We start from the raw sequence: 16,503 nt of genomic DNA, 5'->3' as shown, positions 1-16,503 counted from the left end.
ACCGGAACGCGGGCTTCGGCGCCGGCCGTAGTGGACCAGGCAACAGAGGCTGGCGGGTCGGCACGTTCAAGATCCACAATGGGCGGGCCGCGGCACCCGGGCGGCGCACCCCGCGAGTGAGGAGCACGACGTGACATCCTTCGACCCGGTGATGGCGGACCTCGATCCGTACTGCAACGCCGTCGTGCGGCGGCTGTCGCTGACCACCCGCCAGCAGCGCGAGGAAGGTTTCCGGGCCGCGGGATACAACCCATTCCGGCTGCCGGCCCGGCTGGTCACCATCGACGCGCTGTCCGACTCCGGCACCGGGGCGCTGTCCATCGAGCAGCGCGCCGCGAGCGCCCGCGCCGACGAGCGCTACGCCACCTCGGAGTCGTGGGAGCGGTTCGCCGGCGCGCTGCGGTCCCTCTCCGGCTTCGAGCACATCATTCCGTGCACCCAGGGCCGTACCGCGGAGAGCGTGGTGTTCTCCACGATGCTGTCCGCCGGCCAGTTCTCGGTGTCCAACACGCACTTCGACACCACCTCGGCGAACGTGCAGCTGGCCGGCGCCACCCCGGTCAACCTGCCCTGCCCGGAAGCCGCCGACCTGGACAGCGACCACCCGTTCAAGGGCAACATCGACGTCGCCGCGCTGGAAGCGCTGCTCGCCGGGCCGGACGGGCACCGGGTCGGCCTGGTCCTGATGACCATCACCAACAACGGCGGCGGCGGCCAGCCGGTGTCCATCGCCAACCTGCGCGCCACCCGCGAGATCTGCCAGCGGTACCGGGTGCCGATGTTCCTCGACGCCGCCCGTTACGCGGAGAACGCGTGGCTGGTGATCCGGCGCGAGGCGGAGTTCGCCGACGCCACCCCGCGCGAGGTGGCCGGGGTCGAGTTCGATCTGGCCGACGGGTTCGTCATCTCGCTCAAGAAGGACCCGATGTCGCCCGGCGGCGGCGCGATCGGCATCCGCGACGAGAACCTCGCCGCGGCCTTCCGGGGCCGGGTGATCGCCACCGCCGGCTTCGCCACCTACGGCGGGATGACCGGGGAGACGCTGGAGGAGGCGGCGCAGGGCATCGAGGAGAGCGTCGACCCCGCGTACCTGCGGTCCCGGGAGCGCACCGGGCAGTTGCTGGCCGACGTGGCCCGGGACGCCGGCGTGGACAGCATCCGGCCGGCCGGCCTGCACGCCATCTACCTCAACGCCGGCCGGCTGATGCAGCACATCCCGCCGGCCCAGTTCCCCGGCCACTCGCTCGCCGTCGCGCTCTACCTGCAGGGCGGCATCCGCAGCAGCGAGCTGGGGTCGCTCTACCTCGGCGAGCTGGACGACGAGTTCCGGCTCGTCACGCCGGCGCCGTTCGAGCTGGTCCGGCTGGCGCTGCCGCGGCGGGTCTACACCGAGAACCACATCCGGTACGTGGGCAGCGTGCTCGCCGAGGTCGCCAAGGACCCGCAGCGCTGGCCCGGCTATCGCATCGTGCGGGCGCCGGCCATGCTGCGCCCCTTCGAGGCCTGGTACGACCAGGTACCCGCGCAGTGAGCCGGGCCGGTTCCTCGTCCGGCGGTGGCTCGCCGGGCGCCGGGCGGGCGGCCCTGCCGCGCCCGCCGGGCACGCCGGGTGCCGGGCCGGTACGAAGAATGCTGGATGGACAGGCGAGCAGACCCAGACGGGCGAAAGTCGGAGGGCGGTCATGACTGACACACTCACCCCGGAAGAACGCGCCACCCGCTACTACACCGCCGTCGACGAGGGCGGTGAGGGAGCCGGATCGTTCTTCGACAAGCTGATGCCGGGCGGCGACTGGTCCCACGGCATCCGCGAGGCGGAGCAGCTCGGCATGTCCCCGGCGGACTCCGCCCGCGAGATGAAGCGACGGCTCCTCGGGAAGGCCGGCATCAAGGCCGGCGACACGGTGCTGGAGTTCGGGTCCGGGGTCGGCGGCGGCACCATGAACATGGCGGAGATGACCGGCGCGCGGTTCGTCGGGGTCTCCAGTGCCGACTCGCTGACCCGGGAGGCCCGGCTCCGCGCGCAGCAGCGCGGCATGACCGACCGGGTCTCCTTCGTCACCGTCGACCCCTACGAGTACCGCACCCTCGAGAGCTGGCCGGCGGAGTCGTTCGACGCCGTCTGCTTCTTCGAGTCGGTGTGCCATGTCCCGGACAAGGACAGGTTCATGGCCGCGGCGTACTCCCGGATCAGGCCCGGCGGCACGCTGTTCGGGCTCGACTGGATCCAGCGCCCGTTCGGCGAGTACCAGACCGACGAGCAGATCGCCGCGATCATCGATCCGGTCTGCGAGCACATCCGGCTGGCCGGTCTCGGAACCCTCGACGGTTACGCCAACTGGATGCGGGCGGCCGGTTTCGTCGTGGCCGAGGCGGTCGACGAGTTCGCGGGCATCGAGTGCTGGGGATCCACGCCGCCCGAAGACCGCGAGAAGTGGCTCAGCTACCAGGGCAAGGAGTCCGGCGATCTGGTGCGCGACGGCAAGAACGCGCTGGACGCCGCGCGCGGCGCCGGCGTGTTCAGCGTGGGCTGGTGGGTGGCCACCAAGCCGCGCTGAGGCCGGTCGTCCGCGCGGTCCGGGCACTCGCCCGGACCGCCAGCAGGCGGGGCCGCGCCGACCGGGTTCCGGCCCCGCGGCGCCCGCCGTCACTTGGCGGGTTCGGGGACCACCGGGAGCCGGGCCATCGCGTGCTCGACCAGCACGATCAGCGCCGAACGGCAGGACGGCGCGTCCCGGGCGTCGCACTCCAGCAGCGGCACCGAGGAATCCTCCAGCTGCAACGCTTCCCGTACCTCGTCCAGGGTGTGCTTGCGCTGCCCGTGGAACAGGTTGACGGCCACCACGAACGGGATCCCGCGCACCTCGAAGTAGTCGATGGCGGGGAAGCTGCTGTCCAGCCGACGCGGATCGACCAGCACGACGGCGCCGGTGGCGCCGAGCGACAGCTCGTCCCACATGAACCAGAACCGGTCCTGCCCCGGCGTACCGAACAGGTAGAGCACCAGCTCGTTGGTGATGGTGCGGCGACCGAAGTCCAGCGCGACCGTGGTCGTGGTCTTCGACTCGATACCACCGGTGTCGTCGACGCCCTCGCTGACCCGGGTGAGTACCTCCTCGGTGGTCAGCGGCGGGATCTCGGACACCGCGCCGACCAACGTCGTCTTCCCGGTGCCGAAACCGCCGGCCACAATCACCTTGATCGACTGCGGACCCACTCCCTGTCCCTTCACATCGCTCGGAGGTGATTGATGACCTTCTGCAGGTCTTCCTTGGACGGCCGGGCACGCCGGCCGGCCGACGAGCTGATCGCCACCAGCCTCTCCTCCAGCAGGTCGCTGAGGTGCACCCGGATCACGTTCATCGTGGTCCGCAGGTGCGCGGCGATCTCGGCGACCGACAGCCAGCGGTTCGCCAGCAGTTCGAGGATCTGCGCGTGCTCGACGGCAAGGGCGGCGCGGTCGACGCTGCCGACCGCGCGTACCTGGGTGTCGAGGCTCAGGCTGTGCCGCGCCCGCGCCCGACCACCGATGCGCGAATAGTTGTCGTACAGGGGCGCGGCCGATTCGTCGGCCCACTGTTCGTCGGCATTAGCCATCACAAGCCGCCCTCGGTCACGAACTCGGCGCGAAGCCGGCCGCGACTCGCTGCTCCGCGCTGAGGTGCCGACCGACCTGTGCCACCATCCGGGTCATCGAGAACGCCACGTTGCCGAGGTTGACGTCCTCGGCCGGGGTGAGCAGCACCAGGCACGCGTTCTGCCCGGCCGAGATGATGAACAGCATCTTGTCCTGCATCTCGATCATCGTCTGCTGCACCGGGCCACCGTTGACGTACTCGGACTGGGTGATGGCACGGGACAGGCTGGCCAGGCCGGAGCACTGGGCGGCGAGCTGGTCGCCGGCGTTCTTGGACAGGCCGCTGGACCGCTGGATGATCAGGCCGTCGGTCGACACCACCGCGGCGCTGACCCCCTCGACGTCCTCGACGAGCCGATCCAGCAGGTGCACCAGGTGCGGATTCATGACGTCAGCCATCGCTGTTCCTGTTCTCTGTGACCGTGTCGGTGGAGTTCTCGTTGGCCTGCCGTCCCGCGGTCATGCCCTGCTGGAACGCGGCGAAGCGGAGCCTGGCCTGATCGGCGGTGTGGGTCGGCACCGCCTGGGTGGGTTCGTTCGACTCGACCCGCGGCCGGCGCAGTCCCGGCGCGAGGCTGGCCTGCCGAACCCGGATGGGCAGCCCGGCGGAGGTGGACTGGCCGTTGCCGTTCGGCGCGGGCGCCGGCCCGGCGTCACCCAGGACGGGCACCTCCGGCTCGTCCTGCCGTTCCCGCGGCGTCGGGTACGGGCGGGGCCGCGGCGGCGCGCTCTCCTCGGCACCGCTCGCCCGGTGCGCGCCGTGCTCGGCACCGGAGCGGCCGGGTACGGTCGACCGCCGTTGCGGCAGGCTCACGTCGGCAGCATCCACGCCATGACCACCCATGTCTGGACGTTCGGGTTCTGCACCGCCCGGTTCCGGCCGCCGCGGCGTAGGCGCCGGCGCATGCTCGCGGGTTCCGCTGCCGCGGGCGTCGCCGAACGGATCGATGGCCGGGAACTGGATCGTGTTGTCGGACAGCTCGTTCGACTCGGCGCGGGCCGGGAGCACGGGCTCCGGCCGCCGTACCGGTTCGGGCCGCGGCGCCGGCGACACCGGGTGCGGCGACGGCGGCTCGCGCCGGGCCGCCGGCTCCGGCCAGGACGGTTCGGCCCGGGGCGCTGTCTCCCCCATCCCGGGGTGGGGCGATCCTCGCGCTGGACCGGCTCGGTGCGGGTGTCGGCCCAGGAGGTGGGCGCGGGGCCGACCGGCGCCGCCTCGGTCCGCGAACCGCTGTCTCCCCAGCCGGGGCGGTCCTCCCACGGCGCCTGCTCGGTACGGGTCTCGGCCCAGGAGGTGGGCGCGGGGCCGACCGGTGCCGGCTCGGCGGGCGGTTCCGGCAGTGCCCGGCGGCCGGCACCGAGGTCGCCGGTGTTGTCCGAGCCGGCGCGGTCCAGCAGGTCGTTGGGGATCAGCACGATCGCCTTGACGCCGCCGTACGCGGAGTCCTTCAGCTCGACCCGGATGTTGAACCGCTGCGCGACGGAGGCGACGACCAGGAAGCCGAGCTTCTGCACGTTCGCCGAGGAGACCAGCTCCGGCGCCTCGCGGATCAGCGCGTTGGCGCGTTCGCGCTCCTCGGTGGACATCCCGATGCCGCGGTCCTCGATCTCCACCACCAGCCCGGCGGCCACCGGCGAGGAGGTCATCAGTACCTGCGTCGGCGGGTGCGAGAACGCGACCGCGTTGTTGAGCAGTTGGGCGAGCAGGTGGCTGATCGGCAGCACGGCGCTCGCGCTGACCTTCACCTTCGGGCCGGCCTCGACCCGCACCCGACGGAACTGCTCGCACTGCGCCTTCGCCGCGCCGAGCACGTCGTCGATCCACTCGGAGGTGCGGCGGGTGCGACCGATGTCGCCGCCGCCGAGGATGATCAGGTTGTCGTTGTCGCCGCGCAGCGTGGTGATCTTGTGCTGCAGCGCGTAGACCTTCTCCAGCTTGTCCGGGTCGTCCTGCTCGGCGCGCTCCAGGTCACGCAGCCCGACCGCCAGGGTGGACAGCCAGCGCTGCGACCGGCGGGCCGCGAGTACCAGGTTCTGCCGGCTGTTCTTGCGGGCGATGGCCTCGGCGCTGGCCGCCTCCATCGCGCTGAGGCTGGTCTGGCGGACCGCGTCCTGCACCGTCTTGATCTCGACCGCGCCGACCGCCTGGCCGTTGACCGCGTTCTCGTCGTCGGCCGGCATCAGCGACTGGACCTCGACCTGTTCACCGCGGCCGATCCGGTCCAGCGCCTCCGGCAGTGCGGCGGCGATCGCCTTGGACTCGGCGGCGATCGCGTCCAGGCCGACCTTCACCGTGCCGTCGACCAGCAGCCGGGACCGACGGATCGCCAGCCAGACCGCGGCGACCACGACCAGCAGCGCGACGAGGCTGCCGCCACCGGCGAGCAGCAGGTTGTTGTTTCCGCTGTCCAGGTAGGCGGCCGCGACCTCGGAGCCCTGCCTGGTGGTCATCGCCAGCAGGGTGTCGGAGATGTTGGTCGACGCCTGCTGCCACTGCTGGGCGTCGATGCCGAGCCCGTTCGGTACGTGCCCGGACCACGCGCCGTGCGCCACCAGCTGCTGCTCGGCGGCGGTCAGCGTGGCCCAGTCCGACCCGCGCACCAGCTTGTCGTACTGCTGTTGCACGTCGGCGCGCAACGGCGTGACGGTCTGCAGCTCATCGTGGTAGGCACCGACCAGGGTGTGGAACTGCTGCAGGTCGTCGGCGGTGAAGCGACCGGAGGCGAACGCCCCGGTGATGATCGAGCCGGCCCGGGACTGCAGGTCGGCGATGTGGAACAGCTGGGTACCGGCGACGGCGCCCTGCAACGTGTCGGTCTCGGTGGAGAACCGTGCCTGCGCGTCGAACAGCGCGGCCGCCGCGTCCAGAACCTTGTTGTAGAAGCTGAACGTGTCGGCCGCGCTCGCGGTGCGCGCATCGATCTTGCGGCGGATGTCCGGCAGCTGGTCGAGGTCCGCGTTCAGCGTGTTCAGCTTCGACTTGATGTCGGCTGGGGCGGCGCCGAGCACGTCGGCGGCGGTCTGCTGCATCTGCTCGACGCCGGAGTCGGTCTGCTGCCGCTGGGCGCGCAGCGCCTGGCTGTTCCCGGGCTTGGCGATCTGCGCCATGCTGAGCGAGCGTTCCTTCTGCAGCGACGACAGACCGGTCAGCGCCGGCAGCGAGACGTCCTGCACGCTCTTGGCGAGTTCGCGGGTGTAGAGGCCGTTGAAGACGAAGTAGCCGGCCATGATCGCCCACATGATCACCAGGGCGATGCTGGGGATGAGCACGACCCGGATGAAGCGGGCCTTGATGGACGCCGGCGGCTTCGAGTCCTTGATACGCGACGTCGTTCCCGTATCTTGAGATTGCTTCTTCACGATGCTCCACAACACGGCCGGTAACGGACATCATGCTGATTCCGCGATGAGGCGCGCACGTCTTCGTTCAATTCGGACGAAGACCGCACCCTACTCACGGACAGGCTGCTCGCGCCACACCCTGTCAGCCGTTCGGCGGCCGGGATCGGACCGCGTGTGCGACGGGGCATCGAAACACCAAAGACGATCAGAGATCGCAAAACAGGCAACGGATGCGTTCTCGCCTCGTGGGCCGCAACCACCTGCCGAGCCTCCCCTTACGCTCCGCCGGCCCCCGCACGGCGCCCGATTCCGACCTGTCTCTCGCGTACGGCCAGCACTGTACACTTTGTTGATCTTGCGACACCCCTGGCACATGGCGGCACCCTCGGTGTCCGCGTCCGGCTGGCCCCCGTGGCCGCCCCCGCAGCCACCCTCCCGACGAACGGGAAGATTACGGGCCGAACGGCTCAGGATCAATGCGGCCACACCGGCCGGGCGCGGCAGTGCGGTGTCGTAGCGCACAGCAACCGCACCATCCCGGCCCTCGCGGCGGCGCTCGGAGCAGGGTGAGCACGAGATGACCAGACCCGTGACGCTGTGGCGCATCGCGCCGGCGGTGTTCCTGCCCACACTGCTGTTCGAGACCGGGCAGGGCGCGATCACCCCCATCGTGGCGCTCAACGCGCGCGAACTCGGTGGCTCGTTCGGCGTCGCGGCGCTGGTACTGGCGCTGCTCGGGCTCGGCCAGATCGCCGGCGACGTCCCGGCCGGCATCCTCGCCGCCCGGCTCGGCGACCGGCGGGCGATGCTGGTCGCGTCGGGTGCCGCGGTGGTGACGCTGACCGGCTGCCTGCTCGCCCGCGACGTGCTGCTGCTGATCGGCTGCGTGACCGCCACCGGCATGACCAACTCGGTGTTCCACCTGGCCAGGCAGTCGTACCTGACCGAGGCGATCCCGGTCCGGTTGCGCTCCCGGGCGCTGTCCACACTCGGCGGTACGGCCCGGATCGGCGCGTTCTTCGGGCCGTTCGTCGGCGCCGCGGTGCTGCGCGGCGGTGCGCCGGCGCGGGACGCGTACTGGGTCGGGCTGGTGGCGGCGGTCGCCGCCGGGCTGGTGGTGCTGCTGGTGCGCGATGTGGCGGGCGTGACACCCGAACGGAGGGCGGCGCCCACCACGACCCGGGCGCTACTCGCGTCGCACCGGCAGGTCATCACCACGCTGGGGATGGCGGCGCTGATGGTCAGCGCGGTCCGGGCGACCCGGCAGACGGTGTTGCCGCTGTGGGCCGACCACATCGGCCTGGACGCGTCGACCACCAGCCTGGTCTTCGGCATCGCCGGCGCGGTCGACATGCTGCTGTTCTATCCGTCCGGCCGGGTGATGGACCGGTTCGGCCGGCTGCCGGTCGCGGTGCCGTCGATGCTGGTACTGGGCTTGAGCGAGGCGGCGCTGCCGCTGACCCACGGCGTGCTGGCGCTGACCGTGGTGGCGATGGCGATGGGGTTCGGCAACGGGATCGGCAGCGGCATCCTGATGACGCTCGGTGCCGACGTGGCACCACCGGCGGCGCGATCGCAGTTTCTCGGTATCTGGAGACTGTGTGCCGACTCCGGCAACGCGGGCGGCCCGCTGCTGGTGTCCGCGGTCGCCGCGGTCGGCAGCCTCGCCGCCGGCATCGTCACGATGGGCGCGGTCGGGCTGGTCGCCGCGGCGGCGCTGATCCGCTGGGTGCCGCGCTACTCGCCGTGGGCGCACCCCGGCACGATGGCCCGGCACGCCGCCGCCGAGGCGGGCGCGATGGCCCCGCACGCCGCCGCCGAGCCGGGCGGGGTCAGTGCCGAACGCCGTGGATCATCGCGACCGCGTACGACCGGGCCGCCTCCCGGCTGACCTGCTCGGGCGGCACCGCCAGCAGCGCGAGCAGCGCCCCGCCGTACAGCGCCTGCAGGGTCGGCACCGCGGCCGGCGGGATCGGCAGCTGGTACTCCCGGTGGTACGCGGCGGTGTCCTGGGCGGCGCGGGCGACCAGCGCGCCGAGCGTGCCGGCGAGTTCGGGCCGGCGGCGCAGCTCGCCCTGCAGTTCGAAGATCGCCAGGTATCGGTCGCGTTCGGCGGTCGCCGCGTGCCACAGCGAGCCGGCGATCAGGTCGACCGCCTCGGCGAGGGTGCCGCGCCGGCGCCGGCCGCCGCGGGCCTGCTCGGTCTGGCGGTGCATGTCCTCGTGGTGGCGTTCGACGAGCTGCTCGGCGACGGCGACGAGCAGCGCGTCCCGGCTGGGGAAGTAGTTGGAGGTGGTCCCGGCGGGCACCCCGGCCTGCCGGTCGACCGAGCGGTGGGTGAGCCCGTGCAGCCCCTGCGCGACGACCAGTTCGGTCGCCGCGGTCGCCAGCGCGCGGCGGCGGGCGGCGTTGGGTGGTGGCACCCGCTCAGGGTATGGCACCATCGATGTACAACGATCGTAGTGAATGGAAGCCGATCATGGACATCTGCGTGGTGGGCGCCGGCATCGGCGGGCTCGCCCTGGCCCGCGGGCTGGTCGCCGACGGCCACCGGGTCCGGGTGCTGGAACGCGCCGCCGGCCCGACCCGCGGCGGTGCCGCCGTGACGATCTTCAGCAACGGCGCCGCCGCCCTCACCGACCTCGGCGTCGAACTGGGTACCCGCGTCCCGGTCGGCCCGGTGCCCGGCGGCGCCATCCCGGTCAGCCCCGCAGCGGGCGGGTTCGGGCCGAGCGGGCCCGGGAACGGCCAGCCACCGCTCGGGGCGCCGATCGAGACGCTGACCTCGGTCGACGCGCGCGGGCGGCGGATCATGCGGGCCGACCTCACCGTGCTGTGGCGACACACCGGCCAGCAGGTGCGGACGATGCCGCGGGCCGCGCTGATCGACCGGCTCACCGCCGGCCTGCCCGCCGGCACCATCCGGTACGACACGGCCGTCGAGTCGGTGCGCGCCGGCAGCGACGGGGCCAAGGTGGTGTCCGCCGCCGGCACCGACCGGTACGACGTCGTGGTGGGCGCCGACGGGCACCGGTCCGCGGTGCGCCGCAGCGTGGTCTCCCCGGCGCCGGCCGCCGAGGTCGGCTGGGACACCTGGCAGGGCCTCACCGGGGTGCTGCCGGCGATCGCCGGCGGCCGCACCGGGCTGCTCGCCGTCGGTACCGCCGGGCTGGTCGGGATGATGCCGGCCGGCCAGGGCCGCACCCAGTGGTGGTTCGACGTCCGCCGGGACGACGGGCCGACGGGCCGCCGGGCGCGGACGCCGGTACGGTCGGCTGGCTGCGGCGGCGGTTCGCCGGGTACGCCGAACCGGTGCCGGAGCTGCTCGCCGGCATCACCGACGCCGACCTCGGGCGGTACCCGCACGTGCTGCACCCGATCCCGGACCGCTGGGGCGACGGGCCGGTGACGCTGCTCGGGGATGCCGCGCACGTGTTCCCGCCGTCCCAGGCGCAGGGCGCGAACCAGGCGGTCGAGGACGCCTGGCTGCTGCGCCGGGCGCTGCACGGCGACCCGGGCGACGCGGCGGCGGCACTCCGCCGGTACGAGCGGCGGCGGGTGCCGCACGTGCGCCTGGTGTCCCGGATGGCCGCCTCGGAGCGGACCAACCTGCCGGTGCCGGCGCCGCTGGCGCTGCTTGCCCGGCTCACCCCGCCGCGCGCCGGTGGCTACGCCTACCTGCGGCTGCTGCGCCGCTTCAGCAGCGTCCTGACCCGCGAACAGCCCTGACCCCGCGTACCTGCTGGGCCGCTGCGGGAGGCCAGGCTCGGCGCGCTGGACGACCGCCGACGGCCGGCACGTGAAACCCGAACGGCCCCCGGCATCGCCGGAGGCCGTCGCTCTGACGAAGCGGTTACCGCGCCTGGACCGACGCAGCAAACGCCGACCATGCGGACGACGCAACGACCAGCGCCGGCCCGTTGGGGTCCTTGCTGTCCCGCACAGCGACGATGCCGGGCAGGTTACGGGCGACCTCGACGCAGGCACCGCCGTTGCTGCCGCTGCGGGTGGACTTTTTCCACACCGCCTGAGTCAGGTCCGGGTTACGCTCGGCAGACATCGCCTACAGCTCCTTCACCAGTTGGGCGACATGCGCGACCGATGCCTGCGGGCTGAGTGCGGCGGCCCGCAGACGGTCGTACGCCCGAGCGTACGCGTGGATCTGCGGAGGCTTTTCGAGATACCAGGCGCCCGCCTCGTGCTCGATGTAGACGACGGGCGGATCGTTCGGATCCGGGAAATCGAGCATGTGAAAGCCACCGATGATCCCGGGCTGCCCCTCGGTGGGTAGGAGTTGCATCTCTACCCGGCGAAGGTCGGCAAGATCAAGCAGGCGCTGCAACTGTGCCCTCATCACGTCGCGTCCACCGAACTGCTTGCCGAGCACCGACTCGTCCATGATCAGCCGCAGGGACATGCCGCCGTCAACGAGCCGCCGCTGGCGTTCCATCCGCACCGCAACGAGGCGTTCGATCGTGTCGTCGGGATCGTCGCGCCGGCCGATCCGGTACATCTCCCGTGCGTAGTTCTCGGTCTGCACCAGTCCGTTGACGTACTGCGGATCGAAGATCGCGAGATCGGACGCTTCCTCTTCCAGGTCGACGTACAGCTCGAACCAGTCGGGAAGCACGCCGTCGCCGGTGTACGGCTGCCACCATGCGGCTGTGGTCGCGTGCCGGGCGAGACTGCGGATCACCTCGCGGCGATCGTCCGGCACCTTCAGCACATCCATGATCGTCTTCAGCGTCGCGAGCTTGGCACCCATCTTGCCGCTCTCGATGCGGTTGATCGTCGAGACTGCGACCTCGGCTTGGCCGGCAAGCTGCTCGACGGACATGCCCGCCTGTTCGCGCTCGGCAGCCAGTACACGGCCCAAACGTCGACGACGGAACGGTCGCATAGCCATGGCGGACAGTGTGCCAGTACGCCAGACTCACGTCCATAGCGTCACGCTTATTGCGTGACGCTCTTGGCGACGCTATTGTCTCCGGTGTCGGGCGTGACGCGCGGGAACTGTCAGCAAGACCGAGCGTGACGAACGAGAGTGTGGGCGCTGGACGGTGCCGTCCTCGACGATCCGGCAGCTTCCGGCGCCCGCGGCCAGACCGGCCGGACCGTGCGCGCGCGCGTACTCCCCGAGCGCGAGCCGGATGCACGGTCCGGCCACCGGCTGCCCACCGCCGTACCCGGTGGGCACACAGAGGGGGCGCGGTGTCAGCTTGCCGGCTCACCGCGCCCCCGCCACACCGAGCACCTGGAGGCAATCCCGATGCAGCGACTACACCGTACCGTCCGAGCGCTGCGGCGCCTGGGCGCGCGGCTGCACACCTGGCGAGACGAGATCGCCGCCCGCCCGGTCGACCCGGACGGGTGGTGGCGATGAACGCCACCCTGTACGCGGCGACGCTCGGCACCGCCCTCGTCGTCGGCCTGGCCGCGCTCGCCGGCCTGACGATCTACCTCCTCGACCGGGCGACCTCCCGCCGTTCCGCGGTGGTGGCGCGGGACCCGTACGCCCAGGCATCGGCGCTCGCGGCCCAGCGACGTCCGCCGGCCGGTCGGAGCGCGGGAGGCGGTGAACCGTGGCGACGGCGATGACCGGAGTGATCCCGCGCCGCGGCGACGTGGTGCACATCCTGCGAGGCGCCAGCGTTCGGTTCGCCGACGCGGAGGTCCGCCGCTTCCGGGTGTGGGCGTCGGCGCCGGCCGCCCCGTCCGGCTGGTGCCGGCTGACCGGCTGGGACCTCGACGCCGACCCGCAGGACCTGGTGACCCACCACCTGCTCGTGGCCGGGCTCGTGTTCCGCCCCGGCGACCAGTGGTGAGCGACGCGAACGGCCGGCGATCGCCAGCCGCCGCCAGGTCGGCGCGGTGCCGCGCCCGCGCTCGAGGCGGGGCGGGGCGGGTGCCGCGCCCCGCCTGCCCGTCCGGACGATGAGCGCGCGGGGTCGGTGTCGTCTGCACTGGCATGAAGACGAGCGGGCCGGACTTCCCGGCGATCTGGCGGGTCCTGGACGAGCAGGTGGCGGCCGGCCGGCTGCCCGGCTACGTGGCGGCGGTGCGGATCCGCGGCGCGGTCGAGGTGCATGCCGGTGGCCGTACCGCGATCGAGCCGGACAGCGCGCCGATGGGCGCGGACACCCAGTTCCGGATCGCCTCGGTGACCAAGCCGATCGGCGCCGCGCTCACCCTCGGGCTGGTACACGACGGCGTGCTGGGACTTGCGGACCCGGTGACCCGGTGGCTGCCCGAACTGGCCGACCACCGGGTCCTGACCGCGCCGGACGCGCCGCTGGACAGCACCGTCCCGGCCGTACGGGCGATCACCGTGCGGGATCTGCTCACCATGCGCAGCGGCTGGGGCGTGATCTTCGAACCGACCCCGCTGCAGCGGGAGATGGCCCGGCAGCAGGTGTCGCCCGGCCCGCTCCCGCCGCCGATGACCGGGGACGAGTTCGTGGCCCGGATCGGCGCGCTGCCGGCCGCCTGCCAGCCCGGCGCCGGCTGGCTGTACGACACCAGCATGGACCTGCTCGGCGTCGCGCTGGAGCGGGCCACCGGCACCTCGCTGGTACGGCTGGTCGCGGACCGGATCGCGGGGCCGCTCGGGCTGGCCTCGACCGGGTTCTGGGCGACCGATCCGGCCCGGCTGGCGACCGCGTACCTGCCCGGACCGGACGGGCCCACCCTGCTCGACCCGCCGGACGGCATGTTCGCCGCCGAGCCGGCGTTCCGGGAGCTCAGCTCCGGGCTGGTCTCGACCGCCCCGGACCTGCTGCGATGCTTCACCGCGCTGGCCGACGGCGGCGCACCGATCCTGCCCGCGGCGGCGGTCGCGGCGATGACCACCGACGCGATCACCCCGGCGCAACGCGAGCAGGGCGCGCCGATCCTGGGCCCCGGCACGTCCTGGGGTCTCGGTACCGGCGTCGAGGTGGCGGCGGCCCGCCCCTGGCAGGCGGCCGGGGCGTGGGGCTGGGACGGCGGAACCGGCACGACGGTACGGGTCGACCCGAGCCGCGAGCTGGTCGGCGTGCTGCTCACCCAGCGCGGGATGGCCGGCCCGCAGGACGGCTTCGACCCGTTCTGGTCCGCCGTCGCCGCCGCCTGCTGAACCGCACGCACCGGATCGCCGCTTCGCGCCGGGCGCGGCGCCGGGAACGGCGGTTCAGTCGGTGGCCCGTTCGACCCGGCTGACGAGGTCGGCGATCTTCTCCGGGGTGAGACCGAGCGGGAACATGGCCAGCTTGGCGAGCGGCAGCGACCGGGCCAGCGCGACGAGCGCCGGGTCGAGCGGCTGGCCGTCGAGCGCCGGGGCGAGGGCGGCACCGAGCAGCGGTCCGCCGACCGGGTGGGCCAGCCACTCGGTCACGGTGGACATCCGGCCGACCGGCGCCACGTACCCGTCGCCGGGGGTGGTCAGCTCGGCGCGCAGCCGGATGTCCCGCGACGAGGCGCCCACCTCGACGGTGAACCCGCCCGCGGTGACCTGCCAGTCGCCCCGCGGTACCGACCACTCGGCCAGGTCGCGCGGGCCGATCTCGAACCGCACCCGGGCCGACTCGCCCGGCGCGAGGCCCACCTTGGTGAAGCCGCGCAGCTCGTGCCGCGGCCGGTCGCCGCCGAACGCGAGGTACAGCTGGGCCACCTCGTGCCCGAACCGGTCGCCGGTGTTGGCCACCGTCGCCGCCACCTGCCACCGGTCGTCGCCGGTGGGCCGCACCTCCAGGTCGCGGTACTCGAAGGTGGTGTAGCCGAGACCGTGCCCGAACGGGAACGCCACGTCGCGCTCGACGGTGTCGTACCAGCGGTAGCCGACGTAGCGGCCCTCGCCGTACCGCACGTGCCCGTCCCGGCCGGGAAAGTGCAGGTAGGACGGGGTGTCGGCGAGCCGCAGCGGGATCGTCTCGGTGAGCCGGCCGGCCGGCGCGTGCACCCCGAACAGCAGCTCGGCGAGCGCGGTACCGCCGGCCTGGCCGGGCAGGAAGCCGGCCAGGATCGCCGAGGTGTCCCACCAGCCGTCCGGTGCGACGACGCCGCCGCTGGCGAGGACCAGCACGACCCGGGTACCGGTGCCGGTGACCCGGCGCAGCAGGTCGAGCTGGTCGGCCGGCAGATCGATGGTCGTCCGGTCGACGCCCTCCGATTCGGCGGCGTCCGGCAGGCCGAGGAACAGCACCGCGACATCCGCGCCGGCCGCGGCGGTGACCGCGGCGGCGGCCAGCTCGGCATCGGCCGTACCGTCCAGCCGGTAGCCGGCGGCGAACGTCAGCTCGGTGCGCTCGCCGGCCAGCCGCCGCAGCGCCGGCCAGGCCGCGTCCAGCCGGGTCGGCGTCACGTGCGAGCTGCCACCGCCCTGGTAGCGCGGCGTCCGGGCCAGCTCCCCCAGCACCGCGATGCGTTGCGCGGCAGCGGGATCCAGCGGCAACACCGCGTCCTCGTTGCGCAGCAGCACCGCGCTGGCGCGGGCCACCTCGGCGGCCAGCGCGTGATGCGCGTCGACGTCCCATCCGGACGGCCCGGCCGGCACCGCGTCGGCCTTCGCGGTGCCGGCCCCGGCGGGCCCCGCCGCCCCGGCCGGATTCGCCGCGGCGGCCCCCGCGGCCGGCGCGTACCGGTGGGCGAGCGCGGCGACCCGGCCGGCCGCGGTGGCCACCGCCGCAGCGCTCAACCGCCCCTGGTCGACGGCGTCGACGAGCTGCCGGTCGGTACCGGTCGGCGGCATCTCCAGGTCGAGCCCGGCGGCGAGCGCCGCGACCCGGTCGTTCACCGCACCCCAGTCGGAGACCACCACCCCGTCGAAGCCCCACTCGTCGCGCAGCAGCTCGGTCAGCAGCCACCGGTGCTGGCTCGCGTAGGTGCCGTTCAGCTTGTTGTACGAGCACATCACGGCGGCCGGGCGGGCCTCCCGCACGATCCGCTCGAACGCCGGCAGGTAGATCTCGCGCAGCGTCTGCTCGTCCACGTCGGCGCTGACCCGCAGCCGGTCGGTCTCCTGGTTGTTCGCGGCGAAGTGCTTGACGCAGGCGCCCACCCCGCCGGACTGGATGCCGGTGACCAGCGCGGCGCCGAGCACGCCCGCATGGTACGGATCCTCGGCGAAGTACTCGAAGTTGCGGCCGCACAGCGGGGACCGCTTGATGTTGACGCCGGGGCCGAGGATCAGCCCGACGCCGAGGGCGCGCGCCTCGACGGCGAGCGCGGCGCCGACCCGGCGGGCCAGCTCCGGGTCCCAGGAGCAGCCGAGCGTCACCGCCGGCGGGAAGCAGGTCGCCGGGATGCTCTGGCTGATGCCGAGGGCGTCGTCCGAGTCGGGGTCGGGGCGGCGGATGCCGTGCGGGCCGTCCGAGACGGTCAGCGCCGGTACCGCGCCGGGCACCTCGACGGTCTCCCACATCCCCGCGCCGGAGGTCAGCGACGCCTGCTCGGCCAGGCTGAGTTCGCGCACCATGGACCGCCCCTTCCGCTGCGACCGCCGCGAAGCCGGCGGTACCCGCAGCATGGTCGGCGGCGCGGCGGTCCGC

Annotated in this window: 17 protein-coding genes; 8 read left to right on the top strand and 9 right to left on the bottom strand. The window is 73.1% G+C overall.

What is annotated here, in order from left to right; translation table 11 throughout:
- Positions 1–130 precede the first annotated feature (130 nt).
- Positions 131–1,531 carry a tryptophanase gene (locus tag Athai_RS33630; RefSeq protein ID WP_239157322.1) on the top strand — a complete coding sequence of 467 codons (1,401 nt, stop codon included), beginning with the start codon at positions 131–133 and terminating at the stop codon, positions 1,529–1,531.
- A gap of 151 nt (positions 1,532–1,682) precedes the next feature.
- Entirely contained in the window at positions 1,683–2,558 is an 876-nt protein-coding gene (locus tag Athai_RS33625) for an SAM-dependent methyltransferase (RefSeq protein ID WP_203965205.1), read from the top strand.
- 89 nt (positions 2,559–2,647) lie between these two features.
- On the opposite strand, the gene Athai_RS33620 is transcribed toward Athai_RS33625, so the two are convergent.
- The 5 genes from Athai_RS33620 to Athai_RS33600 are packed head-to-tail and all read right to left on the bottom strand — an operon-like array spanning position 2,648 to position 6,997.
- Entirely contained in the window at positions 2,648–3,217 is a 570-nt protein-coding gene (locus Athai_RS33620; protein ID WP_239157321.1) for a GTP-binding protein, read from the bottom strand.
- 11 nt (positions 3,218–3,228) lie between these two features.
- Positions 3,229–3,597, bottom strand: coding sequence for a DUF742 domain-containing protein (locus Athai_RS33615; protein ID WP_203965204.1), 369 nt, complete (start codon positions 3,595–3,597; stop codon positions 3,229–3,231).
- A 16-nt stretch (positions 3,598–3,613) separates the two neighbouring features.
- The gene (locus Athai_RS33610) at positions 3,614–4,036 is read right to left on the bottom strand and encodes a roadblock/LC7 domain-containing protein (protein WP_203965203.1); all 423 of its coding nucleotides are present in this window, start codon (positions 4,034–4,036) and stop codon (positions 3,614–3,616) included.
- Entirely contained in the window at positions 4,029–4,451 is a 423-nt protein-coding gene (locus tag Athai_RS33605) for a hypothetical protein (RefSeq protein WP_203965202.1), read from the bottom strand. Before Athai_RS33605 ends, Athai_RS33610 begins: the two co-directional genes overlap by 8 nt.
- Positions 4,448–6,997, bottom strand: coding sequence for a sensor histidine kinase (locus Athai_RS33600; RefSeq protein ID WP_203965201.1), 2,550 nt, complete (start codon positions 6,995–6,997; stop codon positions 4,448–4,450). The genes Athai_RS33605 and Athai_RS33600 overlap by 4 nt, the downstream gene beginning before the upstream one ends.
- A 559-nt stretch (positions 6,998–7,556) precedes the next feature.
- Between Athai_RS33600 and Athai_RS33595 the strand changes: the two genes are divergently transcribed.
- Entirely contained in the window at positions 7,557–8,870 is a 1,314-nt protein-coding gene (locus Athai_RS33595) for an MFS transporter (RefSeq protein ID WP_203965200.1), read from the top strand.
- Here Athai_RS33595 and Athai_RS33590 read toward each other — a convergent pair.
- On the bottom strand, positions 8,812–9,402 hold the full coding sequence (locus Athai_RS33590; protein ID WP_203965199.1) for a TetR/AcrR family transcriptional regulator: 591 nt from the start codon (positions 9,400–9,402) through the stop codon (positions 8,812–8,814). The genes Athai_RS33595 and Athai_RS33590 overlap by 59 nt on opposite strands.
- Positions 9,403–9,425: 23 nt before the next feature.
- Between Athai_RS33590 and Athai_RS33585 the strand changes: the two genes are divergently transcribed.
- Positions 9,426–10,388, top strand: coding sequence for an FAD-dependent oxidoreductase (locus Athai_RS33585; protein WP_203965198.1), 963 nt, complete (start codon positions 9,426–9,428; stop codon positions 10,386–10,388).
- Positions 10,292–10,708, top strand: coding sequence for an FAD-dependent oxidoreductase (locus Athai_RS35005; protein WP_203965197.1), 417 nt, complete (start codon positions 10,292–10,294; stop codon positions 10,706–10,708). Before Athai_RS33585 ends, Athai_RS35005 begins: the two co-directional genes overlap by 97 nt.
- A 124-nt stretch (positions 10,709–10,832) precedes the next feature.
- On the opposite strand, the gene Athai_RS33575 is transcribed toward Athai_RS35005, so the two are convergent.
- Positions 10,833–11,039 carry a DUF397 domain-containing protein gene (locus Athai_RS33575; RefSeq protein ID WP_203965196.1) on the bottom strand — a complete coding sequence of 69 codons (207 nt, stop codon included), beginning with the start codon at positions 11,037–11,039 and terminating at the stop codon, positions 10,833–10,835.
- A gap of 3 nt (positions 11,040–11,042) precedes the next feature.
- On the bottom strand, positions 11,043–11,885 hold the full coding sequence (locus tag Athai_RS33570; RefSeq protein WP_203965195.1) for a helix-turn-helix domain-containing protein: 843 nt from the start codon (positions 11,883–11,885) through the stop codon (positions 11,043–11,045).
- 473 nt (positions 11,886–12,358) lie between these two features.
- Between Athai_RS33570 and Athai_RS33565 the strand changes: the two genes are divergently transcribed.
- From Athai_RS33565 to Athai_RS33555, 3 genes are all read left to right on the top strand, one after another.
- Positions 12,359–12,577, top strand: a complete 219-nt coding sequence (locus Athai_RS33565; protein WP_203965194.1) for a hypothetical protein — start codon at positions 12,359–12,361, stop codon at positions 12,575–12,577.
- Entirely contained in the window at positions 12,574–12,804 is a 231-nt protein-coding gene (locus Athai_RS33560; RefSeq protein WP_203965193.1) for a hypothetical protein, read from the top strand. Before Athai_RS33565 ends, Athai_RS33560 begins: the two co-directional genes overlap by 4 nt.
- 143 nt (positions 12,805–12,947) lie before the next feature.
- Positions 12,948–14,093 carry a serine hydrolase domain-containing protein gene (locus tag Athai_RS33555; protein ID WP_203965192.1) on the top strand — a complete coding sequence of 382 codons (1,146 nt, stop codon included), beginning with the start codon at positions 12,948–12,950 and terminating at the stop codon, positions 14,091–14,093.
- Between the two features lie 54 nt (positions 14,094–14,147).
- On the opposite strand, the gene Athai_RS33550 is transcribed toward Athai_RS33555, so the two are convergent.
- Positions 14,148–16,430: a glycoside hydrolase family 3 C-terminal domain-containing protein gene (locus Athai_RS33550; RefSeq protein WP_203965191.1), complete on the bottom strand. Its 2,283-nt coding sequence runs from the start codon at positions 16,428–16,430 to the stop codon at positions 14,148–14,150.
- Positions 16,431–16,503 lie beyond the last annotated feature (73 nt).

This window comes from Actinocatenispora thailandica (genome assembly GCF_016865425.1).
Taxonomy (GTDB): Bacteria; Actinomycetota; Actinomycetes; order Mycobacteriales; family Micromonosporaceae; genus Actinocatenispora; species Actinocatenispora thailandica.
Note: the sequence above shows the minus strand (reverse complement) of the source record. Positions and strands in the feature narration are given on the sequence as shown.